Here is a 22,310-nt window from a genome sequence, read left to right as displayed (position 1 = left end):
GCGTAACCGCGGCTAGCGTAAATATAGTATTGAAATAATTAACAGGACACTTGTCCGCTAATTGCTGGCTAAATAAACAAAAAAACGCCCGTAGGCGTTTTTTATTGTTTGCTGATGTTGCCGTTAACGCTATGCTTTAGCAGTTAAAATAGCACGTAGTGGTGCTGGGTAACCTTCAATGGTTTTACTGGTGTCGTTTGGATCTAAAAAGTCGACTAACGATTCGTTTTCCATCCAAGCTGTTTTGCGTTGCTCATCTAGCGTAGTAATTGCGCAGTCTTTAATTTGTACGTTTTTAAAGCCCACGCGCTCCATCCACAGTTTTAATGCCGCAGTGCTTGGAATAAACCATACATTACGCATTTTTGCATAGCGATCAGTGGGTACAAGCACTGTATTTTCGTCGCCTTCAATGACTAAGGTTTCTAGTACCAGCTCGCCACCGGGGCGCAGTTGTGCTTTTAATTGCGCTAAAAAGTCGATAGGCGAGCGGCGGTGATAAAGTACCCCCATCGAAAATACCGTATCAAATGCTTTTAACTCGGGTAGTGCCTCAACACCCAGTGGTAATAAGTGTACGTTTTCGTCGGGATTAAAGTGTTTTATAGCTTGAAACTGACACAAAAATAAGTCAGAAGGGTCAATGCCTACTACAAACTGAGCGCCTTCACCACGCATACGCCATAAATGATAGCCCGAGCCGCAGCCAATATCTAACACTGTGCGGCCTTTGAGTGGCTCAATATGTGGAAGCAGGCGATCCCATTTCCAATCGCTGCGCCACTCTGTATCTATTTCAATACCGTGAACACTAAATGGGCCTTTGCGCCATGGCATCATGCGCTTTAACAAATGTAGGGTTTGTTTTTGCTCACCATCGGTCATTTCACCCGGAGTGCCAATTTTTACCTGAGTAGTAATATCAACATGTTGAGTTTTAACCTCAGGTAAATTTTTAAGCACTTTTTGCCACTGTGGTAAGTCGCCATGACTTGCCTCTAACTGCCAGTGTTTTAATTGCGCAGGCAGAGTTTCTAGCCAGTGACTAAGTGGGCTTTGTGCAATAGCAGCGTAAAATTGGTTAAACCATTGAGACATAAATTACTTACTCTCTTTATTTAATTGCGATCATTGAGCAAAAATTAAAACATTGGTACCACGCCTGAGTTTGGCTAAAGCCAATGTCTTTTAAGCGGGTAAAGTGCGTGCTTAGCGTATCTGGGCGCATTACGTTTTCAATAGCGGTGCGCTTTTGACTTATTTCAAGCTCCGAATACCCATTATGGCGTTTAAAGTCGTGGTGTAGGTCAATTAGTAAATTATCGCACAGCTCGTTTTCGGCTTTTATTTTTTCGCTCAGCAGCAATACACCGCCGGGTTTTAAGTTGGCGTATATTTTTTCAAGGACTGCTTGGCGCTGTGCATGCGGAATAAACTGCAGCGTAAAGTTCATTGCCACCACTGAAGCATTTTGAATTTCAAGCTCGTTAATGTCTCCTAAAGTAACGGTAACCGGTACTTCTGACTTAAAACCTTGTAAATGTACCTTACAACGCTCAACCATAGCTTGTGAGTTATCGACTGCAATAATATGGCAGTTATCGGTGCGAATATTACGGCGCATACTTAATGTAACCGCGCCCAGCGAGCAGCCTAAATCGTAAAGGTTAGAGTTACTTTGCGCATACTCACCGGCAAGTTTACCCATAGTACTTACTATAGTGGCGTAACCCGGCACAGAGCGCTGGATCATATCAGGAAAAACTTCGACTACGTTTTGATCAAAACTAAAGTCTTTAACTTGTTGCTCAGAGGCATAAATACTGTCTTTAATGGTCACGAAGCCAGTCTCTTTGAAAATAATGGCGCTATTTTAACATTTTATGCTGGATAGTCAGTGATAAATTAAGTAGCTTGGCTAGAATAATGAAAAATAAGTATAAATGAGACTATTAAATGAGCAAAAGTAAAGTTATTAGCACCGATGATATATTGGCAACCCTTTGTCACTCGGTTACAGGGGTACTCACATCGGCCAGTGGCAATAGTGTTAGTTACTCCGCTATGGTGCAAAAAATTACTCGTACTTGTATGCGCCCAGATATTGGCTGTTTTGTGTTATTTGATGGTGGCTTTACTGGCTTAGTAATTACTAATTTCACATCGCAAGCGGCAATGGAAATTTATGGCGATTACATGCGTAACATGGGTATGCCCGAGGAAGAAATAGCACATAGTCATTTGTCTGACGATGTATCCAACGTATTAGGCGAGCTAATGAACCAAATAGTTGGTGACTTTACCTCTAAAGTACGCGAGCAATTACATACCTCTATTACCCAAAATCAGCCAAAAATGATGGCAATTAATAAACAGGTACAAATTTCTGTAGATACCACAATGGATCGCCCACAAGCGCGCCGCGTAACGTTTACCACCAGTAAGCAAAATATATTTTATTTAGAGCTGGCAATGGATAAAACTGAGTTTATTAAATTACACGACTTTGACATTGTCGAAGCAATAGATCCCGACGACATCATCGAAAACGAAGCAAAACAAAAAGCAGAAAAAGCCAAGGCTAAAGCTGAAAAAGAAGCAGAAGATAGTGATGATGACGACTTTATGGCAGGGCTAGGGCTGTAAGAATAAGTTAAAATAATTATGTGGTTAAGGTCATAAAATCAGCCACGCGCAGTGTGACCTTTATTAATAACTGTTGGGTTACATGCAAACCCAACAGTTATTTAAACACAATAGCGCTATTTAGCGAATAATCATCTGTTCGCGCTCAGGACCAACAGACACCATAGTTATTGGTACGCCCATTAACGCTTCAATGCGCTCAACGTATTGTTGCGCTGCAATTGGTAGACTGTCGAAGGTACGACAATCGGTAATGTCTTCATCCCAAGGTTGCATATTTTCATATACAGGGCTTAATGCAGCTGTTTGTGGCCAAATTGGGTTTTCGCTATGATCGCCGTCATAGGCAACACAGATTTTTAAATCTTTCATACCCGATAAACAATCAATTTTGGTTAAAGCAATTTCGGTTGCAGCTTGTAGCTCAACACCATTGCGCGTGGCAACTGCATCAAAGTAGCCCATGTCCCGTGGGCGGCCAGTTACTGCGCCATATTCGTTAGCGCTTTCACGAAAATTGTCTTGCTCTTCCATTGCAGTAACTAAAGTACCCGTACCTACTGATGAGCTAAACGACTTTGCTACCGCAACAACACGTTCAGGACGAAGCGCTGGTAAACCGCTGCCGATGCCTGCATAAGCGGCCGTTACGTTTGAAGAGGTAGTGTAAGGGTATTCGCCATAGACTAAATCGCGACCTGCACCTAACTGAGCTTCAAATAATAAATTAGCATTTTGTTTTTGTAGTGCTTTTAACGGCTCTGTTACATTACAAATAAATGCACGCCAAGGCGCGGTAACATCGAGTAACCACTGCGTCATTTCTTCAGCTGTTTGCGAAAAATCACAACTTGGATATAAGGCTTTTAGCTGTGGCATTTTCCAATCAAGCATAAATTGAATACGCTCTAGTAAAACGTCAGGCTGATTTAACCAACCCACTAAAATGCCTTTTTTCATTACTCGGTCGCCATACGCTGGCGAAATACCTTGGCGAGTCGAGCCGTAAGCAGCGTCGCCTAAACGTAATTCTTCAAGGGTGTCTTCAAGGGCATGTAAAGGCAGACATAAAGTGGCACGATCAGAAATACACAGCTTTACATTAACGCCAGCGGCTTTAACTTCGGCTATTTCTTCACTTAAGGCGCTAGGGCTTATTACCATGCCAGGGCCAAGTACTGCTATGCAATCAGGATTAAAAATACCGCTAGGTAATTGGTGTAGTTTAAAGGTGCCAAAATCATTCACAACGGTATGACCGGCGTTATTACCACCTTGAAAGCGAATGCTTGCTGATGCGTTCTCAGCTAAAAAATCTACGATGCGGCCTTTGCCTTCATCACCCCAGTTTGCACCTACAACAACAATTGACGGCATAATTTAATCTCCAAATTGAACAAGCTGATATGATATGCGGGCTGTTAAAATAAGAGAAATTAATTATAATTATAATATCAATAAGGATTCCATATGGCGTGTGCAATATTAAGGAAGTGAGATGTTAGATATTCATTGGTTAAAAACCTTTGTTACATTAGCAGAGCTAAAGCACTTTGGTAAAACGGCAAGTGCACTGCACATGACGCAACCTAATGTGAGCTTGCATATTAAGCAGTTAGAAAAAATGACGCGGGTAAAGTTAATCGAGCGTAACCCCTTTTGTTTAACCCAAGCGGGTTTGCGTTTATTACAGTCGGGGCAAAAAACCTTATGGGAATTGAAGGTATGTCAGTCTGATCTAAATGCAATAAATAACTTAAGCCAAGGCACACTCACCATTGCAGCTAGTGATATTATTTCTCGCTTGTTACTCATAGAGCCTTTTCAGCTGTTTAAAACCCAGTTCCCGGGGATTGATTTTACCTTGCTTAATACCACCTCATCACAGGCATCGGCGCTGGTTAAAAGTGCAGAAGCCGATTTAGGCTTTGTTATTGCTCAAAAAGAAAGTGAGCCACTGCATTTTAGTGAACTCCAACAGATAAAGTGGTGTGCGCTGGGAAATAATTTAGCGTTATGGCAGCAAGCAAAAAACGATGAAAGTATGGTACTCATTGAGCCGCCAACATTAATTTTATTAGGCCACGATACCCGCACACGAGAGTTATTAGATAATGCGCTACCGTCTTTAAATTTACCGAGTTATCGGGTTATGGAAGTGGGTAGTGTTGATGCACAAATTGATTGGGCAGAAGCTGGTTTTGGCGTGGCAATTGTTCCTGAGTTTTCGCTGCGCTCTAAAGCTAATTTAACCAATACAGTAACGGCTTTACCGCAATTCCCAACCACCAGTTTAGGTTATATAGTGCGGCAAAATCAGGTGCTATCTAAGGCAATAAAACAGTTACTACACTGGGTAAATGAAGAAATTTCGCGCACCCATTTAAAACAACCAAAATAGTCATCACTTAATATTACTACCGATTATTATATTGTTAATAAGCTAAGGGGTTTTATGCTATTTATGTGTTGTTCAGGTAATTACTTTAAGATAAAACGCTTATGTTTTTAAGCGCTTTAGCATGCACACTTGTACGGACCCAAAATTAGATGGACTATTTTAAAAGTTTAATAACAAAATTTATAATCGCAATGCAACAGCGGCCGGGATTATTAGCAGTAATAGCATTTTGCTCTGGTGTGGCAAGTTATGTGTTAGTTGAGCGAAAAGAATCGTTTTCGCAATTTATTGCCATATTTTTGCTAGTGAGCTGGGTATGGTTAATTATTGATAACTGGTTGCGCGATAAAGTAGAGCAAAGATTTGGTGTCGCGGTATCGCCCAACTTTATGCGCTTTGCTTTACAAATGGTGCAACAAGAAAGCCTGTTTTTTGCTTTGCCATTTTTTTTAGCGGTAACGCAGTGGGATCACCCGCAAGCTATTTTTACCGCGCTAATGATAATGTGTGCAGTCATATCGGTAATTGATCCTTTGTATTATAAAAAGTTAGCAAAAAATCGCATGTTATTTGCGGTGTTTCATAACTTTGCATTGTTTGTAGTTATATTGGTTACTTTGCCTATTTTATTTAATGTAACCACTAGCCAAAGCTTAGCAATTGCTTTGGTTACTGCTGTTATTTTTACCCTCCCCAGTTTAGGCAACTTAATGCCTAATACCCGCTGGTGGCGATTTCCTTTATTGGTAGTGATTTTGTGTATATTGAGTGCTGGCTTATGGCAACTACGTAGCTGGGTGCCGCCAGCGGCTTTGCGCTTAACCGATATTACTTTATCGCACGAGGTTGATTTAGAGCAACGCCAACCTATTGGTAATATTAAGCAATTAGACTCTTATTCACTACATCATCAGGGGTTATATACGTGGACTGCTGTTAAAGCGCCCAGAGGATTAAATGAAAAAATATTTCATGTGTGGCTATACAACAATAAAGAAGTAGATCGGATCACACTAAATATAAGTGGTGGGCGAGAGCAAGGTTATAGAGCGTGGACCCATAAAGTAAATTTCCCAACTGATTCTGTCGGTAAATGGCAGGTGCAAGTAGTAACAGAATCGGGGCAACTTATAGGTTTAACTAAATTTACAGTTTTGCCTTAGCTAATGTGCATTTACTAGCGCGTTTACGGCAATTTAATTAGCTCATTTTAAGTAAGGATTATTGCCTTGCTCTACAGCCACGCAAAAAATGCGTAAATCAAGCTCTAGCTGGTGGTAACTTGGCTCCATGTGACAACAAAGTTTATAAAAACTTTTGTTATGGTCTTTTTCTTTAAAATGAGCGAGCTCGTGTACAACTAAGGCTTTTAATAACGGCTCGGGAGCGCGCAGTAAATCACTGTTGATGGCCAAATCGTGCTTGCGAGTTTTACCTTGCATACGATAGGTGTGCGTGCCAAGTGCATTAGTGACCATGTCGCCTTGCTTTTTAAATGCGGCGCGACCAAACGGCGGGGCATTTTTTAAATACTGTTTTTTAAGCTCTGTGGCGTAGCTAAAAAGTGCTTTGTCGCTGGTAATATTATGTGCCTGCGGATACTTTTTAAGTAAGTAGTTATTTACTTTATCATTACTGATTAGATTTAATACTTGCTCAACAATGTTTGCAGGGTAGCCGGTAAAATAACGTGCATATTCACTCATGTTGCTCTCTAAGTTCTATCATTTTATTTGTTGTAAGTGGTTATTTAAAACAGTGCTTGCTGGTGGGCTTCTGCCTCGCCGCTAAATGGATTTAGTACCTTGTGGTTATAACCTAGGTCCTTACAAAACTGCCTTGCTAATAACGGTGCTTCTCGGTTGTCTGCGGTATGAAAAAATACATAGGGCGTTTTTCCTTCATCAAGCCACTGTTTTACTTTACTAAGCCAAGGCTTATAAAAGGTTTTATATTCACTTTGTAAATTAGCAATAACAAAACGTGCCATGGGTTGCTCACTTGTAGCAATAGCATGCACGGGCAGATGCGGCTTTTTTTGTTGTGCATCAATCAGCGCTTCTGTATTCGCTTTAACTGCAAATAGGGCGCGGGTATCCATGGCTATACGGTTTATGTTATTTGCCATTAATAATTGATTAAGCGCTATTTCGGCTTCACCCTTTTGAAAAAATGCCGGATGGCGAACTTCTACCCCAAAGTTTAGCTCTTTGGGTAATAGACTAATAAATTGCGCTAACTTGGGTAAATCATTAGGGCCAAAGGCACTTGGCAGTTGCAGCATAATTTGCCCAGTTTTCTCTAAAATTGGTGCAAATAAGTTAAGCCAAGCGGTTAGCTCATTGTGTACATTAGTCAGCTTTAGCTCATGGCTAAAGCGCCGATGAAACTTAAAGGTAAATTTAAAATCGTCGGGTACACTGTTTGCCCAGCGTAAAAGAGTACTTGGGGATGGGTCGGCGTAAAAGCTGGTATTTCCCTCTACAGAGTTAAAATGTTGCGCGTATTGGCTTAGCATATCGGCATTTTTACATTGGCTCGAAAATAAATTGCCTTTCCACGCATTGCTTGACCACTGTGGGCACCCAATATATAGCATACAAACTAACGCCTAATTATAAAGTAGCTATAGTGTATCAAATAATAAAATATGCTGCTTTAAATCCGATGCAAAAAACGACACCCGCCCTAGTATCTTCATATCACTTGCGTATAATACAGGGCTTAATTTGATTATTTTGAATTGCAAGCGGTGTTATTTTTATATTCGTATTTATAAAAAAGATTTACCCTACTTAAAACGAATGTTTTTTGACCGTTGCACGCCTTTTATCTGACAGGAAAACTATGCGCTCTATATACTGCGGACAGCTAAATAAAACTCACGTAGATCAAGAAGTTGAACTATGTGGCTGGATCAACAAACGACGTGACCTTGGTGGACTTATCTTTGTCGATTTACGCGATAGAGAAGGTTTAGTACAAGTTGTATTCGATTCTGACATTGAAGAGTTGATGAGTTCAGCTAACACGCTTCGCCAAGAATTTTGTGTGCAGTTAAAAGGTATTGTACGTGCACGCCCAGATAGCCAAGTAAATAAAGACATGCCTACAGGCGAAATCGAAATTTTAGGCACTGAGCTTAATATTATTAACCGCTCAGAGCCATTACCACTTGATTTTAACCAAGTGAACTCTGAAGAGCGTCGTTTAAAATACCGCTACCTAGACCTACGTCGCTTAGAAATGAGCGACCGCATTAAGTTACGCGCTAAAGCAAGCAGCTTTGTGCGTCGTTTTTTAGATGAAAACGGCTTTTTAGACATAGAAACACCCGTACTTACCAAAGCAACGCCAGAGGGCGCGCGCGATTACTTAGTACCGAGTCGTGTTCACAAAGGTAGTTTTTACGCATTACCGCAGTCGCCGCAGTTATTTAAGCAATTGTTGATGATGTCGGGTTTTGACCGTTACTACCAAATTGTAAAATGTTTCCGTGATGAAGATTTACGTGCTGATCGCCAACCTGAGTTTACTCAAATAGATATTGAAACCTCGTTCATGAGCTCTGATCAAGTACGTGGTATGACTGAAAAAATGATCCGCGAAATGTGGCAAACATTGCTAAATGTAGATTTAGGCGATTTTCCAATTATGCCTTACAGCGAAGCAATGAGCTTATACGGTTCAGATAAGCCTGATTTACGTAATCCAATGAAGCTTGTTGATATTGCCGATTTAGTTAAAGACGTAGAGTTTAATGTTTTCTCAGGCCCTGCAAATGACGAAAAAGGCCGTGTTGCGGTATTAACTGTACCAGGTGGTGCTAAGCTTTCGCGTAAACAACTTGACGATTACACTAAGTTTATTGGTATTTACGGCGCAAAAGGCATGGCGTGGATGAAAGTAAACGATCACACTGCGGGCGCAGAAGGCGTGCAGTCACCAGTAGCTAAGTTTTTAACTGCAGATGTAATTACTCAGTTACTTGAGCGTACTAATGCACAGTCGGGCGATATTATTTTATTTGGTGCCGATAAGCGCAACACAGTAAATGAAGCAATGGGCGCACTGCGCGTTAAAATTGGTATTGATTTAGAAATCACTAACCTTGATAGCTGGGCACCACTTTGGGTTGTAGACTTCCCAATGTTTGAAGAAGATGACGAAGGTACGCTGCACGCTGTACATCATCCATTTACTGCGCCAAAAGACATGAGCGCAAGTGAACTTGAAGCAAACCCTGCGGCTGCTATTTCAGATGCGTACGATATGGTATTAAACGGCTACGAAGTAGGTGGCGGTTCGGTACGTATTCATAATGCTGATATGCAAGAAGCTGCGTTTAGAATTTTAGGTATTAATGAGCAAGAGCAACAAGACAAGTTTGGCTTTTTACTTGACGCACTTAAATACGGTACGCCACCACATGCTGGTTTAGCTTTTGGCCTTGACCGTTTAGCTATGTTGCTTTGTGGTACTGATAACATCCGTGACGTTATTGCGTTCCCTAAAACTACGCAGGCGTCGTGTTTATTAACTAATGCGCCAAGTAAGCCTAATGCTGATTCGTTAGCAGAACTTGCAATTAGCGTAGTAGAAAAAGCGGTACTAAGCGCAGAGTAAATTATTTTTACAGTGTTTTGTAAATATGCGTTAGATAATTAAAAATTAAACCCTTAAGTGTAGGCTTAAGGGTTTTTTTATGGTTAAATTTAGTACTGCAATAATCATACAGATGAAAAGGAATTCTTATGTCAGTTAACATCACTCTTTTTGGCGAGTTTATCGCTTTTTTTATACTTTTATTAGTGCCTATTTTTGCTTTTATTAGTTATAAATTAGGTAAACGAAAAAGTACTAATCCAGGTGTCATTGCTTTTGTTGGTGGCTGTTTATCGCTAATTTTACCTCTGGGTTTAATATTTATAGCGATACTCGCACTGAAAAAAGATCTCCCTAAAAAAGCTCAATTTGCGCGTTAAGGTAATATTCAAACCGTGTCTATAGAAAATAATAATCACTATTTTGATCAACAATTTACAGCATTAGCACTGACAGAGCAGGTTTTTGAGAATATAGAGTTTGAAGACTGTACTTTTACAGATTGCGACTTTTCAAATGGCCAATTTAAACACTGCCGTTTTATAGAATGCAGCTTTAAAAAATGCAATTTAGCATCACTAAAATGGGGTTATAGCTCACTCGAAAATGTTGACTTTAGTCATTGTAAATTAAACAGTATACAGTGGAGTGATATAAACTGGCCGCAGCTTAGTGTTAATGCTGCTGTGAGTTTTAGTCACTGTGAGCTTAGCCACAGTTCCTTTTTTGAACTAACTCTAAAAGCACTTAAACTAACAGATTGCTTTGCAAAAAATGTAGACTTTAGGCACGCAAATTTAGCTAAGAGTAAATTTAGCGGTACTGATTTTCGTGATAGCGAGTTTTTTCAAACTAATTTAAGCCAGTGCGACTTTGTTGGTGCCACGCAATTTAATATCGATTTAAATAGCAACCAAATAACCAAGGCTAAATTTGAGCGTTTTGAAGCGTTGAATTTACTCAGCGGATTAGGTGTGGAGCTGGTGGATTAGCCGTTATTACACGGCTAATTAAGCTTTTTTAACAGCTAGGGCCATTTTTATTACGTGCACTTGCAAGCACTCTGGCTATTTCAAGCAACGCTGGCGAAATATCGGTTGCGCCATCCTTAATTAGCTTAGTTACATCACCCGACGAATATAAGCTATCGCGAGACGATTTAATGCCTAAACCACGTACATAGTCTTTGGTTTTACCCGTGCTGCCGGTTTCAATAAACTTAAAAATAATGCGTTCGTTATCACTTTTAGGTTCAGCTTTTAATACTTCAATTTCGTCTTTATAGGCTTCGATTCGGCTTTGTAAAATTTCAATTCGTTCTGCAATGGTGTTATATGATTTCATGGATGGATTCTTTTGCTAAAAATATTGGAACAATGACGGTTATTATCGCACACATTTAAAATAATTAATTATTTAGCTTAACAAGATGAAAAAATAGCGCAGCTTTAACTGCGCTATTTTATATACAGAATTAAAATTATTATACGTTACTCTACCAATTCACTTATCACCAGTGGGTTATTGTGCAGGGTTTTATGCACTGGGCATTTATTAGCTATTTCGAGTAAGCGCGCGCGTTGCTCGGGGGTTAAATCGCCCGTTAAGGTGATTTTACGCGTAATAGCTTCAACACCTTGGGTTTGCTCTGCGTCACCGTCTTGTTTTTTATAATCGCGAGTGTGCTCAAGCTCAACTTTGACATGCTCCAACGGTAATTTTTTATGGCTCGCATACATGCGCAGTGTCATAGAGGTACACGCGCCAAGCCCCGCGAGTAAATGCTCATACGGATCTGGGCCTAAGTTATGGCCACCTGCTTTTAGTGGCTCATCGGCAAGCCAGGTATGCTCTTTGGTGCTTACGTGCTGAGTAAATACATGGTCTTTTTCTTCTACTAATACGCTGCCATTATTTAATTTAGCCGTATATTTAGTTTTATCGTAATTTACATAACGATTGGCCCAGGTGGCAATAATATCTGCTGCGTAGTCGGCATCGTTTTTATTAGTAAGTAAGTGATCGGCGTTATCTAGGCTAATAAAGCTTTTAGGGTGCTTAGCTGATGCGTAAATTTTTTCGGCTTCGCTAATATTTACAGTCGCGTCAATAGGGGAGTGCATTACTAATAATGCGCGCTTAAGTTTACTTATGTGGCTTTTATCGTACTTAGCTATATCGTCTATAAATTGTTTTTTAATAGTGAACTCGCGGCCTGCTAAATTTACTTTAGCTTCGCCAGCTGCGTTAATTTCATCTAGGTGGGCTTTAAAGTTGTGTGCTACGTGTTGTGCATCTGACGGCGCACCTATGGTAGTAATTGCCGATACTTCTGGTATGTGCTCTGCAGCGGCCAGCACTGCTGCTCCACCTAAGCTGTGGCCTATAAGTAGCTGCGGCGCACCAAAATGTTCACGCAGGTGATTAGCGGCCGCTACTAAGTCTTGAATATTAGATGAGAAATTACTATTGGCAAAGTCGCCATCGCTATTACCTAAGCCGGTAAAATCAAAGCGTAATACTGCAATCCCTTGTTGTGTGAGTGCACGGCTGATACGTGTTGCCGCCGCTATATCTTTGCCACAGGTAAAACAGTGTGCGAATAGGGCGTAAAATTTAATTTCACCAGAGGGCAGTTCAAGTTGTCCTGCCAATTTTAAATCACCACTTTTAAAAGATACTTTTTGTCGCATGAGAAGCCTTAATACTTAAATTTAAGTACAAAATAATAAACATTACTATCATAGTTCAGAGATAGGTGCGAAGTGATGTTATTTCAATCTTTATTTATAATTTGATTAAGATCAACTCGATTGCTCACCTAGCCAAAGTGCGGACATATGTCCTTATGATTTTAGGGCTGTTTGTCTATCCTCACGGTGGTAATAATACAGGCTTTGCTGCTTAAATAGAGTAATCTACCTCTATAATGTAAATGATCTCTCACAACCTATTCACTGGAATGTACAATGCAATTACCTACTGTTGATTATAAAGCGGACAATGCGGCTGCTCAATTTGTTGAATCATTAAGAAATACCGGCTTTGGGGTATTAAAAAACCATCCAATTCCGCAATCTTTAGTTGAGTCTATTTATAAAAATTGGCAAGACTTTTTTAACTCAGATCAAAAGCAGGACTTTTTATTTTCTAAAGACACCCAAGATGGCTATTTTCCGCCTTCGGTATCTGAAGTGGCAAAAGGCTGTAAAGTTAAAGACATTAAAGAGTATTTCCATGTTTATCCTAAAGGCCGTGTACCTGCCCAGTTAGAAGCAGACATACGTGAGTACTATCGTTTAGCTAATGAGTTTGCAGCAACGCTTTTAAGTTGGGTACAAGCAGAAGCACCAGCAGATGTGCGTGCTAAATTTTCGATTGACTTAAAAGATATGATTGCTAATTCTGAGCAAACATTGCTGCGTATTTTACATTACCCACCAATGACCGGCGATGAAGAGCCTGGTGCTATTCGTGCAGCTGCGCATGGCGATATTAACTTGCTAACTGTATTACCTGCTTCTAATGAACCGGGTTTACAAGTTAAAAATACCGAAGGCGGTTGGTTAGATGTTCCTTCTGATTTTGGTTGCTTGATCATTAATATTGGTGACATGCTACAAGAAGCGTCGGGTGGTTATTTCCCTTCAACAATTCATCGGGTAATTAACCCAACAGGTAAAGCGTCTAGTAAGTCGCGTATTTCATTACCACTATTTTTACACCCTCGCCCAGATGTGGTGTTATCAGAGCGCTATACTGCTGATAGTTACTTGCAAGAGCGTTTACGTGAGCTTGGCGTTAAGTAACTAGTAAATATCGCGATATAAAAAAACGGCTTTTTAGCCGTTTTTTGCGTTTTATAACTGCGGGTAGCGCTGCTGCATAATGTTGAGTGACCTTGTAATAATCTGCGCGAGTATCGTTAAATCCACTTTAGCTAGGTTTGTAATATATAAACAGCTTTTACCTAAACTGTGCTTTCCTAACTGGTTAAGTAGGGTTTTAATCGTCTCATCTTCAAAGCCGGGCATTATATAAATACACAGCTTGGTTTTACGCGGGGAAAAGCCAGTGAGTGGCCATTTTTCACTGCTGCCAGAGTTATGTTTATAGGTGTAGTGGCCAAAGCCAATAATATCCTTACCCCATACAACGGCTTGCTCATTAGTGACTTTTGTAAATAGGGCGAGTAATGTTTTCGCCTCATCTTCCCGCTTAGTCTCTACATTATGTAAACACTCAACTAAAGTTATTTGGTTTGCTTGGGTTTTTAAGCTCATAAGTAACTCTTTAATTTATTTTTAGCGGTAGTTAATAGTAGCAAAAAATGAGTACTAAAAGTTGGATGTGAATATTTTTATGCAATATTGCAGGTTATAGGTATAATGCGCGCAACTGGCTAGTTTAGCCTTATTTAAAAGAGAGTTTATATGAGTTTTGAAGGTTTAGGTTTATCACAGTCTTTAGTTAATGCGGTTTTAGAGAAGGGCTATGAAACGCCAACGCCAATTCAGGCTCAAGCAATTCCGGCGATTATTGAGCGTCGTGATGTGATGGCAGCAGCGCAAACAGGAACAGGTAAAACAGCGGGTTTTACACTGCCACTTATTGAGCGTTTGTCTAGCGGTCCTAAAGCTAAAAGTAACCATGTGCGTGCACTTATTTTAACGCCAACACGTGAGCTTGCTTTGCAAGTTAGTGAAAATGTTGAAGAGTACGCAAAGCATTCAAATGTAAGCTCGTTTGTAGTTTACGGTGGTGTTAAAATTAACCCACAAATGCAGCGTTTGCGCAAAGGGGTTGATATTTTAGTGGCAACTCCGGGGCGCCTAATCGATTTACATAATCAAAATGCGGTTAAGTTTGATAGTGTTGAAGTATTAGTTCTTGACGAAGCTGATCGCATGCTCGACATGGGCTTTATTCATGATATTAAACGCCTGATTGCAAAAATGCCTGCAAAACGTCAAAACTTAATGTTTTCGGCAACCTTTTCTGACGAAATTCGTGCACTGGCAAAAGGGTTGATAAACGATCCGGTTGAAATTTCTGTTGCTGCAAAAAACACCACAGCTAAAAGCGTTACTCAGTGTGTTTACGCGGTAGATAAACCACGTAAAACAGCGTTATTAAGCCACCTAATTCGTACTAACGATTGGCAGCAAGTATTAGTATTTAGCCGTACTAAGCACGGCGCAAACCGCTTAGTTAAACAACTAGAGCGCGATGATATTGTTGGCGCGGCTATTCATGGCAATAAATCGCAAGGCGCACGTGTTAAAGCCCTTGATGGCTTTAAAAGCGGTGAAGTACGTGTGTTAGTTGCAACCGATATTGTTGCCCGTGGTTTAGATATTGTGGAGCTTCCACACGTTGTTAACTACGACTTACCAAACGTATACGAAGATTATGTGCATCGAATTGGCCGTACTGGCCGCGCCGGTGCATCGGGCCATGCAATTTCGTTTGTAACCACGGAAGATGCAGTGGATTTATACGGCATTGAACGCTTTATTGGTGAGCTTATTCCTCGTGCTACCGAAGAAGGTTTTGAGCCGGTTAACCCAGTACCAGAGCGCGACTTAGATGCGCGTCCAATCGCTCCTAAAAAAGCTAAAAAGACCAATCAGCCATTTAATAAGCCTAAATCTGACAGCAGCAAGCCAAATAATAAAAAGCCTAATAATGGCGGAAACGGTACGGGTGCGCGCAGAGGCGGTTCTAAAAAGCCAGTAGCTAAAACGGATGATAAAGCGCAAAGCCCATGGGCAAAACGCGAATCTGTTGGTGGTAATACTCAGCGCCGTCGTCGTCCAAGTAACAACGATTAATAATACTTTTAAACGCTGATACAAAAAACGCGCTTACTTGCTTTACAAGTAGCGCGTTTTTTAATGGGGATTTTTTAGTGTGTATGCTTTGCTATTATTACAGGCTAGCTGATTAAGTAATTAATTCCTAATCCTACAAATAAGGTAACACTTACGCTAAGTAGTGTGCCTAGCATTACATATTCGGTGAGCTTTTTATCTTTACTGGCACTTAAATCGCCAAATCTAAATACAGATTTAGCGGCAATTAAAAACCCTAGCCCTGCAAACTGATCTAATAAGATAAACGTCAGCATCAGTACTCTTTCAAGCATGCCAATACTTTGTCCAGCTAAGGGCAGGCTACCATCACTTGAAAAGTGGTTGGTTATACGCTCTAACATCATTCTTATAAATACGGCACTGGGATTTAAAATAATGAGGTAACCAGCTATAACCCACAGCGCTTTTGAGTTGGTTAATAGCGCCATTACACTGTTAGTAAGCTGCAGATTGTCAGTTAGCCAAATACTTATCGCAATAATAATGATGATATGTGCAATTTGGTCGAATAAAAAAGGCACTACGCCTTTATTAGAGTACGATTTTGCAATATCAATAAAGTAGTGGCTAATCACGATAATACTGGTGGCAAGAAATACGCTACTCAGTTGTTGCCAGCCAAAGGTATACTCCCAAAGCGTAATAATTAGTGCGCTAGTCACGCCGTGAACTAATACATGGTAGTAAAGTTTTTTTGCTTTAAAGTGGCGGGTGTTTCTGTCGTTTACCCAGCTCATGGGTTGCCAGTAAAAATCGGCGAGTAGGTGGCCAATAATAAGGGCAACGAGTAAGAGTGAAAATGCCATTATTTACTTCCTGCGATTATTTTTTGGATACATTGCTGAGTGTATTTAATAAAACGCTCTATTAGTTGGTAATGCGCTAAATTAAGCAATTTAGTAACATTCTCCCGGCTTGTTTTTAGCTCTTTAGCTACAGCGGCATGGCTGTTGTCGGCTTTAGTTAAGTACACATACAAGGCATTGGCCTGCTTTAGCGTAATTTTAGTGAGTAACACATCTACAAAGGCTAGATTAAGGCTTAAGCTCTCATCGAGTTGTTGCTCTGCAATATTAATAATAAAGCGTTGATTGGCTATTTTATCTAGCCCTTGCCCAGAAAGAGTAAAGGCAGAGCCGGTTGCGGTTTTTATATCGCTGCGCGGATTATCTATTTTCCCTAAAGCCATACTTTGGCGTAGTTCATACCCCGATGCTTTTAAGTGTAAATACACTAAAATAGCGGTTTTAAATAATTGCTCTGGGTTGTTTAACTGTAATTGAAAGGCATCGCCTCGGTATATATTCCAATGAGTGCGCTGTGTGGTAATACTTCTTAGGCTTTGCTCTAGCTGATAAAGCATGGCATCGTACTGCTGCTGAGGAATAGTTTGCGATTTAATAATGTCGCCGCTGATCACACCAATCATATGAGCCTCGAAATAGTTACTTTTTAAAATGTAACCTAAATTGGTTACATGGAGTTAAGTAACCAATTTAGGTTACTTAAATAAAAAATGCAAGGTACACTTATTTTAATAGCACCACGCCATTACTATAAATCCTGATTAGGAAATTAAATGACTTCACAACACGAGCTGCAAAATACCAAACCCCGTGTAGGTATTTTTGTCGATGTACAAAATATTTATTACACTTGCCGTGAAAGTTACGGAAAAAACTTTGATTACAACGCATTTTGGCGAGTTATGGCGCAGCAATATAATATTGAATGTGCGTTTGCTTATGCAATTTACCGAGGGGATGAAAAACAAAGCCAGTTTCAAAATATTTTGCGTGCAATTGGTTTTGAGGTAAAACTTAAGCCATTTATTCAACGTCGCGATGGCAGTGCCAAAGGCGACTGGGATGTGGGTATAACCATTGATATGCTTGAGCATGGTAAAAACCTTGATAAAGTTATTTTACTCTCTGGTGATGGCGACTTTGCTTTATTGTTGGGGCATTTAAAAAGCCAATATAATGTTTCGTGTGATGTATATGGCGCTGATAGGTTAACCGCAGAGGCATTAAAACAAAGTGCTGAGCAATTTCATTTAATCGACAATACATTTTTGCTTTAAATCAAGGTTTACTAAATAGCCAAAAAATAACACTCACATAGGCTATTAGCCCCTGCAACATGAGACTTTTTAATACTGCAGTGTTATATAGCAATTAAGCCTATTTTAGGCTTTTTTTATCGCGCTAATAAATTGGGTTTACTAAAGGGTTATGGTAATTTTAAAACATAACGTGTACCTAAGGATTTAAATGCTTCATTACAGCAACATGCCACTAGACAGAGGCTCAAATTTTCGTAACGACCCAGCATGGCTTAAAGCGCATATGTCGGCGCAAAGTAAGTGGGTTTTAGTTAAAAATAATCAAACCTTATTTATTAAAGATACCCCAAAAGTTAGTTATTTATCGTATCAACAGGTTGCCCATTTAGATTTAACTAATGCTATTTTTGTTGGTTTAAACAATGCAAAAGATGGGGTGTTTGCTCTTGATGTATCTAAGCTAGATACCAGCATACTTGATCCTTTAATTGACGGCGCACAGTTTGTTGACATACGCCAATACGGCCCTCAAGTAACCATTAAATACGCTTCAATAGCGGCACTTGCACGCGGCTTATGTTATTGGCATGCAACTCATAGTTTTTGTGGACGTTGCGGCAGTAAAAATCATTTAGTAGAAGCCGGGCATTCGCGAGTATGCGAAAACGAAAACTGTAAACACTCTACTTTTCCGCGCACTGATCCTGCAGTAATTATGGTGGTTACTAAAGTGTTTGCCGATGGGGTAGAGCGCTGTTTACTAGGTCGTCAAGCTGCGTGGGCGAGCGGTATGTATTCGTCGTTAGCGGGCTTTGTTGATCCCGGTGAAACACTCGAGCAAGCAGTTGCTCGTGAGGTAAAAGAAGAGGCGGGTATTGAAGTAAATAATGTACGTTATGTTGCATCACAACCTTGGCCGTTTCCTTCATCAATAATGCTGGGCTTTTTTGCCGAAGCGGTTACAGAAGATATTAATGTTGATAAAAACGAACTTGACGATGCTAAGTGGTTTAGCCGTGAAGAGCTACGCCAGTTTGGTAATTGGCATGACGAAGGGGAGCATTTAAAGCTTCCCAGAACAGATTCTATTTCTCGCTATTTAATTGAGTACTGGCTAAATAATAAGGATTAAGCATGACGAGCAAAAGCAATAAAAATACCCAACTTGTTACATCAGGACGTAAAAAAGCCTATACCCACGGTGTAGTTAATCCGGTTGTGCAACGTGCATCAACCATAGTATTTGACTCAGTAGCAGAATTAAAAAAAGCCGCTAAAACATGTGGTGACAAAACCTTATTTTATGGCCGTAGAGGCACAACTACCCACTTTGCGCTGCAAGAGGCGATAACTGAGCTTGAGGGCGGCGAAGGGTGTGTACTTTATCCGTGTGGCGCAGCTGCAATTAGCCAAACTTTGCTGTCGTTTTTAAAAACCGGCGACCATATTTTAATGGTTGATAATGTATACGAACCTACTCGTGATTTTTGCGATAAAATTCTAGCCGGCCTGGGTATTAGCACTACGTATTACCCACCTACTATAGGTGCTGGAATTAAAGACTACATTAAACCAAACACCAAGGTATTATTTTTGGAATCGCCGGGCTCTATTACCATGGAAATTCAAGATGTACCGGCTATGGTAAAAGTAGCAAACGAGCACCACATAATGACCATGCTTGATAATACCTATGGCAACGGTTTGCATTATCGTCCGCTTGAGCACGGTGTTGATATTAGTATTCAAGCAGCTACTAAATATATAGTAGGCCATTCTGATGTAATGATGGGCGTGGCTGTTGCTAATAAAAAGTATTGGCTAACTTTGCGCGAAAACTCCTATTTACTCGGGCAATGCACTAGCGCAGACGATGCATATTTAGCACTTAGGGGCTTACGCACTATGGCTGTGCGTTTAAATCAACACGAAAAAGCAGCAATAGAAGTGGCTACATGGCTTGAGCAACATGAGCTTGTTGATCATATTCGCCACCCAGCATTTGCTACTTGCCCGGGGCATGAATTTTTTAAACGTGACTTTGATGGCAGTAATGGTTTGTTCTCAATAGTAATGAAAGCAGGGGAGCAGGCTGCCATAGATGCGTTTTTAGATAGCCTACACTATTTTAAAATGGGTTTTTCGTGGGGCGGCTTCGAAAGCTTAGTAACCGCTAATTTAACCATGAAAGGACTGCGTTCGGATACAGGTTGGGATTTAGGGCCCGTTATTCGTTTGCATATAGGCCTTGAAGATGTAGACGATTTAATCAACGACTTAAGCCAAGCACTTGAGGTTTATAAGCAGCATTTATAATTTTTAATGTAATTTATGCTGTTACATTAAAATGTATTGTTACAAAGCTCACCATTGGTGAGCTTTTTTTTGCTGGTAATTCAAGGTGTTTACACTTAGTGTGGATAAATATACTGAAAACAAAAAGTCATTAAGGATAGTCAATGGCAACACCATTACCGATAAACATAGGGCGACTAACGCAAATAGCAGGCTTTGAGCTCGTACGTATGTTTTTAACTAAACGTGGGCTCATTGCATTAGCTGCCTTTGCATTGGTGTGGCTAATAATACTGCGCTACCCGATAGGGCAAGCGGTAGGCATTGTAAGTGCGCCCGATTTTGAACAAATTGCCCGTGATATATCTGGCTCCATAGGCTTAAGTAAATTACTTGATTGGCCTGAGGCTGAATTTGCTATGTATTGGCTGATTGCTTTGTATAGCTTTCCGATATTTAGTGTGTTTATTTGCAGCGACCAAACGGTAGGCGATAGAGAGCGTGGCACACTTCGCTTTTTATCGCTGCGTTCAACACGTTTTGAAATACTCTTTGGCCGTTTTTTAGGGCAATTAGCGGTATTAGCATGCTTGGTAGGTATTACCCTGGTGGCTACGCTCGCTGTGCTGGGGTTTAGAGATCCTAGTTTACTTGCTGGTGGCTTTGCCCGCGCACTTTCTATATTTTTAATATTAGTGGTTACTCTGTGCCCATTTGTAGCTCTTATGACGTTGATAAATACCTTTGCTCGCTCATCGCGTTTATCTATAGTGTTGGCAATTTTATATTTTACTGCAGGCGGTATTGTTGTTGGTATTTTGCAGTGGCAAATCCCCGCATTAGGTATGCTTGATTATTTATTTCCGGGTGTACAAATAGAGCTATTAGCTGGACAAAATTTACCATTACTAAGCGCGGTGGCTATTCCACTGATCCAAACAGCGGTATTACTAAGCGTTGCTCAGCGTGTTTTTGCAAGGAGCTCACTATGAGAGCATTAATTACAGGCAGCGGTTTGAGTAAATCGTATGGCGCAAAACTTGCGCTTAATAATGTGAACTTTGAAATAAATAAAGGTGCGCCAGTGGCGCTTGTTGGTCCAAATGGCGCGGGTAAAACCACCTTATTTAGTTTGTTATGCGGCTATATAGCGCCCAGTAAAGGCAGTCTTGAAATATTAGGGCATAAGCCTGGCAGCGCAGCTTTATTTAATAAAGTAAGTGCATTACCGCAAGACGCGCAGCTTGACCCTCGTTTTAATATAGACAAGCAACTTGCCTTTTATGCAAAACTACAGGGTATGGGCGCTAAGCAAAGCCAAACTGAGGCGCTACGTGTACTTGACTTGGTTGGTCTAAAAGAGATTGCAAAGCAGCGTGCAGGGGACTTATCACACGGTATGCGTAAACGTGTAACCATAGCACAGGCGCTTATTGGTGAGCCGCAAATAGTGATGCTTGATGAAGCCACTGCGGGGCTTGATCCTATTCATGCCAGAGAAGTACGCGAGCTGGTTTCTGATTTAAGTGAGCAGGCTACTTTTATTTTAAGCTCGCACGATTTAACCGAGCTGGAGCGACTTTGTTCGCAAGTATTGCATTTAGATAAAGGCGTTTTAAGCGAGCATCAAACCAAAGAAAACAAGTCAGATACACATTTTTATACCCTAATGCTTAATGAAAATTATCAAAATGTAGAGCAGCAGTTGCAATCGATAGCAGGTATAAGCCGTGTATATATGAGCCAACATAAAGAGTTTGTAATTGAGTACCAGCCTACAGGTGAGCCGCTTGATATTGCATTGCTTAACTTTTGCCATCAGCATAACTGGCAATATAGGCAGCTTGTGAACGGACACACCCTAGAGAATCAAATTTTTAAACAGGAGAAATTATAATGGGATTATTCAGTGGGTTAATGGGTAACGCTAGCGAAGTAGATGATGCCGACTTAGAAAAAGTATTATTAAATACCTTAATAGAAGGCGAACAGGTTGAAAAGGCTTATAAAGTAATACGCGATATGTTTATTTTTACTAACAAGCGATTGATCTTGATAGATAAACAAGGTGTTACTGGTTCTAAAATGGAAATGATCAGCATAGCTTACTCAAAAATAACAAAGTTTAGTAAAGAAAGCGCAGGGCATTTTGATCTAGATGCCGAGCTGAAAATATGGGTTGGCTCAGACTCTACACCTATTAGTAAAGACTTTAAGTCTGGCGATAATATTAATGATGTTTATCGTATTATTAGCCAATATGCACTGTAATACTTAGTTTAGTTAAAGTAGTTGTTAGCATGGTGTTGCAATTACTTTAATCTTACACATACCTACACTTCATTACAATTAACTTAATGAATACAAGTGCTTAGTTAAGTTTTCATTCAGTTTCACAGCGTTAGCATGTCCCTCGATCTCA

At 40.3% G+C, this 22,310-nt stretch carries 24 protein-coding genes; 14 read left to right on the top strand and 10 right to left on the bottom strand.

Annotated features, from left to right (window positions below; genetic code table 11):
- Window positions 1-129: 129 nt before the first annotated feature.
- Both cmoB and cmoA read right to left on the bottom strand, forming a co-directional pair.
- Window positions 130-1,098, bottom strand: coding sequence for a tRNA 5-methoxyuridine(34)/uridine 5-oxyacetic acid(34) synthase CmoB (gene cmoB, locus AAEZ22_RS14570; RefSeq protein ID WP_182678564.1), 969 nt, complete (start codon window positions 1,096-1,098; stop codon window positions 130-132).
- Between the two features lie 16 nt (window positions 1,099-1,114).
- A complete protein-coding gene (cmoA, locus tag AAEZ22_RS14565; RefSeq protein ID WP_011328611.1) occupies window positions 1,115-1,840 on the bottom strand; it encodes a carboxy-S-adenosyl-L-methionine synthase CmoA in 726 nt (241 codons plus the stop codon).
- A 116-nt stretch (window positions 1,841-1,956) separates the two neighbouring features.
- On the opposite strand from cmoA, the gene AAEZ22_RS14560 reads away from it, so the two are divergent.
- Complete coding sequence (locus AAEZ22_RS14560; RefSeq protein WP_011328610.1) at window positions 1,957-2,646, top strand: DUF3334 family protein; 690 nt, start codon at window positions 1,957-1,959, stop codon at window positions 2,644-2,646.
- 120 nt (window positions 2,647-2,766) lie between these two features.
- Here the strand turns inward: AAEZ22_RS14560 and AAEZ22_RS14555 are convergent, their stop codons facing one another.
- Window positions 2,767-4,023: an adenylosuccinate synthase gene (locus AAEZ22_RS14555; RefSeq protein WP_352297752.1), complete on the bottom strand. Its 1,257-nt coding sequence runs from the start codon at window positions 4,021-4,023 to the stop codon at window positions 2,767-2,769.
- Window positions 4,024-4,144: 121 nt separating this feature from the next.
- Between AAEZ22_RS14555 and AAEZ22_RS14550 the strand changes: the two genes are divergently transcribed.
- Both AAEZ22_RS14550 and AAEZ22_RS14545 read left to right on the top strand, forming a co-directional pair.
- Window positions 4,145-5,047, top strand: a complete 903-nt coding sequence (locus tag AAEZ22_RS14550) for a LysR family transcriptional regulator (protein WP_352297749.1) — start codon at window positions 4,145-4,147, stop codon at window positions 5,045-5,047.
- Window positions 5,048-5,196: 149 nt separating this feature from the next.
- Window positions 5,197-6,210 carry a DUF5924 family protein gene (locus AAEZ22_RS14545; protein ID WP_089368522.1) on the top strand — a complete coding sequence of 338 codons (1,014 nt, stop codon included), beginning with the start codon at window positions 5,197-5,199 and terminating at the stop codon, window positions 6,208-6,210.
- Window positions 6,211-6,252: 42 nt separating this feature from the next.
- Here the strand turns inward: AAEZ22_RS14545 and AAEZ22_RS14540 are convergent, their stop codons facing one another.
- Complete coding sequence (locus tag AAEZ22_RS14540) at window positions 6,253-6,753, bottom strand: M48 metallopeptidase family protein (RefSeq protein WP_193038491.1); 501 nt, start codon at window positions 6,751-6,753, stop codon at window positions 6,253-6,255.
- 44 nt (window positions 6,754-6,797) lie between these two features.
- Complete coding sequence (locus tag AAEZ22_RS14535; RefSeq protein WP_192532210.1) at window positions 6,798-7,646, bottom strand: DUF72 domain-containing protein; 849 nt, start codon at window positions 7,644-7,646, stop codon at window positions 6,798-6,800.
- A gap of 248 nt (window positions 7,647-7,894) precedes the next feature.
- Between AAEZ22_RS14535 and aspS the strand changes: the two genes are divergently transcribed.
- The 3 genes from aspS (at window position 7,895) to AAEZ22_RS14520 (ending at window position 10,644) form a co-directional block, all read left to right on the top strand.
- The gene (gene aspS / locus AAEZ22_RS14530; protein WP_011328604.1) at window positions 7,895-9,673 is read left to right on the top strand and encodes an aspartate--tRNA ligase; all 1,779 of its coding nucleotides are present in this window, start codon (window positions 7,895-7,897) and stop codon (window positions 9,671-9,673) included.
- Between the two features lie 128 nt (window positions 9,674-9,801).
- Window positions 9,802-10,032, top strand: coding sequence for a hypothetical protein (locus tag AAEZ22_RS14525; protein ID WP_011328602.1), 231 nt, complete (start codon window positions 9,802-9,804; stop codon window positions 10,030-10,032).
- 15 nt (window positions 10,033-10,047) lie between these two features.
- Entirely contained in the window at window positions 10,048-10,644 is a 597-nt protein-coding gene (locus tag AAEZ22_RS14520) for a pentapeptide repeat-containing protein (RefSeq protein WP_011328601.1), read from the top strand.
- Between the two features lie 28 nt (window positions 10,645-10,672).
- Here the strand turns inward: AAEZ22_RS14520 and AAEZ22_RS14515 are convergent, their stop codons facing one another.
- Window positions 10,673-10,996 (bottom strand): hypothetical protein, encoded by a 324-nt coding sequence (locus tag AAEZ22_RS14515; protein WP_011328600.1) that lies wholly within the window; start codon window positions 10,994-10,996, stop codon window positions 10,673-10,675.
- 146 nt (window positions 10,997-11,142) lie between these two features.
- The gene (locus AAEZ22_RS14510) at window positions 11,143-12,345 is read right to left on the bottom strand and encodes a bifunctional alpha/beta hydrolase/OsmC family protein (protein ID WP_086999221.1); all 1,203 of its coding nucleotides are present in this window, start codon (window positions 12,343-12,345) and stop codon (window positions 11,143-11,145) included.
- A 276-nt stretch (window positions 12,346-12,621) separates the two neighbouring features.
- On the opposite strand from AAEZ22_RS14510, the gene AAEZ22_RS14505 reads away from it, so the two are divergent.
- Window positions 12,622-13,461 (top strand): isopenicillin N synthase family dioxygenase, encoded by an 840-nt coding sequence (locus AAEZ22_RS14505; RefSeq protein WP_058373708.1) that lies wholly within the window; start codon window positions 12,622-12,624, stop codon window positions 13,459-13,461.
- A gap of 51 nt (window positions 13,462-13,512) precedes the next feature.
- Here AAEZ22_RS14505 and AAEZ22_RS14500 read toward each other — a convergent pair whose 3' ends face one another.
- Window positions 13,513-13,935, bottom strand: a complete 423-nt coding sequence (locus AAEZ22_RS14500) for a DUF1801 domain-containing protein (RefSeq protein ID WP_011328597.1) — start codon at window positions 13,933-13,935, stop codon at window positions 13,513-13,515.
- Between the two features lie 150 nt (window positions 13,936-14,085).
- On the opposite strand from AAEZ22_RS14500, the gene AAEZ22_RS14495 reads away from it, so the two are divergent.
- Window positions 14,086-15,486: a DEAD/DEAH box helicase gene (locus tag AAEZ22_RS14495; RefSeq protein WP_011328596.1), complete on the top strand. Its 1,401-nt coding sequence runs from the start codon at window positions 14,086-14,088 to the stop codon at window positions 15,484-15,486.
- 104 nt (window positions 15,487-15,590) lie between these two features.
- On the opposite strand, the gene AAEZ22_RS14490 is transcribed toward AAEZ22_RS14495, so the two are convergent.
- Both AAEZ22_RS14490 and AAEZ22_RS14485 read right to left on the bottom strand, forming a co-directional pair.
- Window positions 15,591-16,334, bottom strand: a complete 744-nt coding sequence (locus tag AAEZ22_RS14490; protein ID WP_192532208.1) for a DUF3307 domain-containing protein — start codon at window positions 16,332-16,334, stop codon at window positions 15,591-15,593.
- Window positions 16,334-16,957: a hypothetical protein gene (locus AAEZ22_RS14485; protein ID WP_041454486.1), complete on the bottom strand. Its 624-nt coding sequence runs from the start codon at window positions 16,955-16,957 to the stop codon at window positions 16,334-16,336. The genes AAEZ22_RS14490 and AAEZ22_RS14485 overlap by 1 nt, the downstream gene beginning before the upstream one ends.
- A 150-nt stretch (window positions 16,958-17,107) precedes the next feature.
- Between AAEZ22_RS14485 and AAEZ22_RS14480 the strand changes: the two genes are divergently transcribed.
- From AAEZ22_RS14480 to AAEZ22_RS14455, 6 genes are all read left to right on the top strand, one after another.
- Window positions 17,108-17,611: a LabA-like NYN domain-containing protein gene (locus tag AAEZ22_RS14480; protein WP_011328593.1), complete on the top strand. Its 504-nt coding sequence runs from the start codon at window positions 17,108-17,110 to the stop codon at window positions 17,609-17,611.
- Between the two features lie 190 nt (window positions 17,612-17,801).
- Window positions 17,802-18,725 carry an NAD(+) diphosphatase gene (gene nudC, locus AAEZ22_RS14475; RefSeq protein WP_352297745.1) on the top strand — a complete coding sequence of 308 codons (924 nt, stop codon included), beginning with the start codon at window positions 17,802-17,804 and terminating at the stop codon, window positions 18,723-18,725.
- Window positions 18,726-18,727: 2 nt separating this feature from the next.
- Window positions 18,728-19,909: a cystathionine beta-lyase gene (locus tag AAEZ22_RS14470; RefSeq protein ID WP_352297742.1), complete on the top strand. Its 1,182-nt coding sequence runs from the start codon at window positions 18,728-18,730 to the stop codon at window positions 19,907-19,909.
- Window positions 19,910-20,052: 143 nt separating this feature from the next.
- Window positions 20,053-20,880, top strand: a complete 828-nt coding sequence (locus AAEZ22_RS14465; RefSeq protein ID WP_086999203.1) for an ABC transporter permease — start codon at window positions 20,053-20,055, stop codon at window positions 20,878-20,880.
- Complete coding sequence (locus tag AAEZ22_RS14460) at window positions 20,877-21,785, top strand: ABC transporter ATP-binding protein (protein ID WP_011328589.1); 909 nt, start codon at window positions 20,877-20,879, stop codon at window positions 21,783-21,785. The genes AAEZ22_RS14465 and AAEZ22_RS14460 overlap by 4 nt, the downstream gene beginning before the upstream one ends.
- On the top strand, window positions 21,785-22,159 hold the full coding sequence (locus AAEZ22_RS14455) for a PH domain-containing protein (protein ID WP_011328588.1): 375 nt from the start codon (window positions 21,785-21,787) through the stop codon (window positions 22,157-22,159). Before AAEZ22_RS14460 ends, AAEZ22_RS14455 begins: the two co-directional genes overlap by 1 nt.
- Window positions 22,160-22,310: the final 151 nt, after the last annotated feature.

The sequence above is a fragment of the Pseudoalteromonas sp. 20-MNA-CIBAN-0454 genome, assembly GCF_040308685.1.
GTDB classification, from domain to species: Bacteria; Pseudomonadota; Gammaproteobacteria; order Enterobacterales; family Alteromonadaceae; genus Pseudoalteromonas; species Pseudoalteromonas nigrifaciens.
This window is presented reverse-complemented; position numbering and strand designations above follow the sequence as displayed.

Excerpts from the sequence above, each read along its gene's own strand:
- cmoB (WP_182678564.1), bottom strand. The coding sequence starts at position 1,098 with ATGTCTCAATGGTTTAACCAATTTTACGCTGCTATTGCACAAAGCCCA.
- AAEZ22_RS14560 (WP_011328610.1), top strand. The coding sequence starts at position 1,957 with ATGAGCAAAAGTAAAGTTATTAGCACCGATGATATATTGGCAACCCTT.
- AAEZ22_RS14555 (WP_352297752.1), bottom strand. The coding sequence starts at position 4,023 with ATGCCGTCAATTGTTGTTGTAGGTGCAAACTGGGGTGATGAAGGCAAA.
- AAEZ22_RS14550 (WP_352297749.1), top strand. The coding sequence starts at position 4,145 with ATGTTAGATATTCATTGGTTAAAAACCTTTGTTACATTAGCAGAGCTA.
- AAEZ22_RS14545 (WP_089368522.1), top strand. The coding sequence starts at position 5,197 with ATGGACTATTTTAAAAGTTTAATAACAAAATTTATAATCGCAATGCAA.
- AAEZ22_RS14540 (WP_193038491.1), bottom strand. The coding sequence starts at position 6,753 with ATGAGTGAATATGCACGTTATTTTACCGGCTACCCTGCAAACATTGTT.
- AAEZ22_RS14535 (WP_192532210.1), bottom strand. The coding sequence starts at position 7,646 with ATGCTATATATTGGGTGCCCACAGTGGTCAAGCAATGCGTGGAAAGGC.
- aspS (WP_011328604.1), top strand. The coding sequence starts at position 7,895 with ATGCGCTCTATATACTGCGGACAGCTAAATAAAACTCACGTAGATCAA.
- AAEZ22_RS14525 (WP_011328602.1), top strand. The coding sequence starts at position 9,802 with ATGTCAGTTAACATCACTCTTTTTGGCGAGTTTATCGCTTTTTTTATA.
- AAEZ22_RS14515 (WP_011328600.1), bottom strand. The coding sequence starts at position 10,996 with ATGAAATCATATAACACCATTGCAGAACGAATTGAAATTTTACAAAGC.
- AAEZ22_RS14510 (WP_086999221.1), bottom strand. The coding sequence starts at position 12,345 with ATGCGACAAAAAGTATCTTTTAAAAGTGGTGATTTAAAATTGGCAGGA.
- AAEZ22_RS14505 (WP_058373708.1), top strand. The coding sequence starts at position 12,622 with ATGCAATTACCTACTGTTGATTATAAAGCGGACAATGCGGCTGCTCAA.
- AAEZ22_RS14500 (WP_011328597.1), bottom strand. The coding sequence starts at position 13,935 with ATGAGCTTAAAAACCCAAGCAAACCAAATAACTTTAGTTGAGTGTTTA.
- AAEZ22_RS14495 (WP_011328596.1), top strand. The coding sequence starts at position 14,086 with ATGAGTTTTGAAGGTTTAGGTTTATCACAGTCTTTAGTTAATGCGGTT.
- AAEZ22_RS14490 (WP_192532208.1), bottom strand. The coding sequence starts at position 16,334 with ATGGCATTTTCACTCTTACTCGTTGCCCTTATTATTGGCCACCTACTC.
- AAEZ22_RS14485 (WP_041454486.1), bottom strand. The coding sequence starts at position 16,957 with ATGATTGGTGTGATCAGCGGCGACATTATTAAATCGCAAACTATTCCT.
- AAEZ22_RS14480 (WP_011328593.1), top strand. The coding sequence starts at position 17,108 with ATGACTTCACAACACGAGCTGCAAAATACCAAACCCCGTGTAGGTATT.
- nudC (WP_352297745.1), top strand. The coding sequence starts at position 17,802 with ATGCTTCATTACAGCAACATGCCACTAGACAGAGGCTCAAATTTTCGT.
- AAEZ22_RS14470 (WP_352297742.1), top strand. The coding sequence starts at position 18,728 with ATGACGAGCAAAAGCAATAAAAATACCCAACTTGTTACATCAGGACGT.
- AAEZ22_RS14465 (WP_086999203.1), top strand. The coding sequence starts at position 20,053 with ATGGCAACACCATTACCGATAAACATAGGGCGACTAACGCAAATAGCA.
- AAEZ22_RS14460 (WP_011328589.1), top strand. The coding sequence starts at position 20,877 with ATGAGAGCATTAATTACAGGCAGCGGTTTGAGTAAATCGTATGGCGCA.
- AAEZ22_RS14455 (WP_011328588.1), top strand. The coding sequence starts at position 21,785 with ATGGGATTATTCAGTGGGTTAATGGGTAACGCTAGCGAAGTAGATGAT.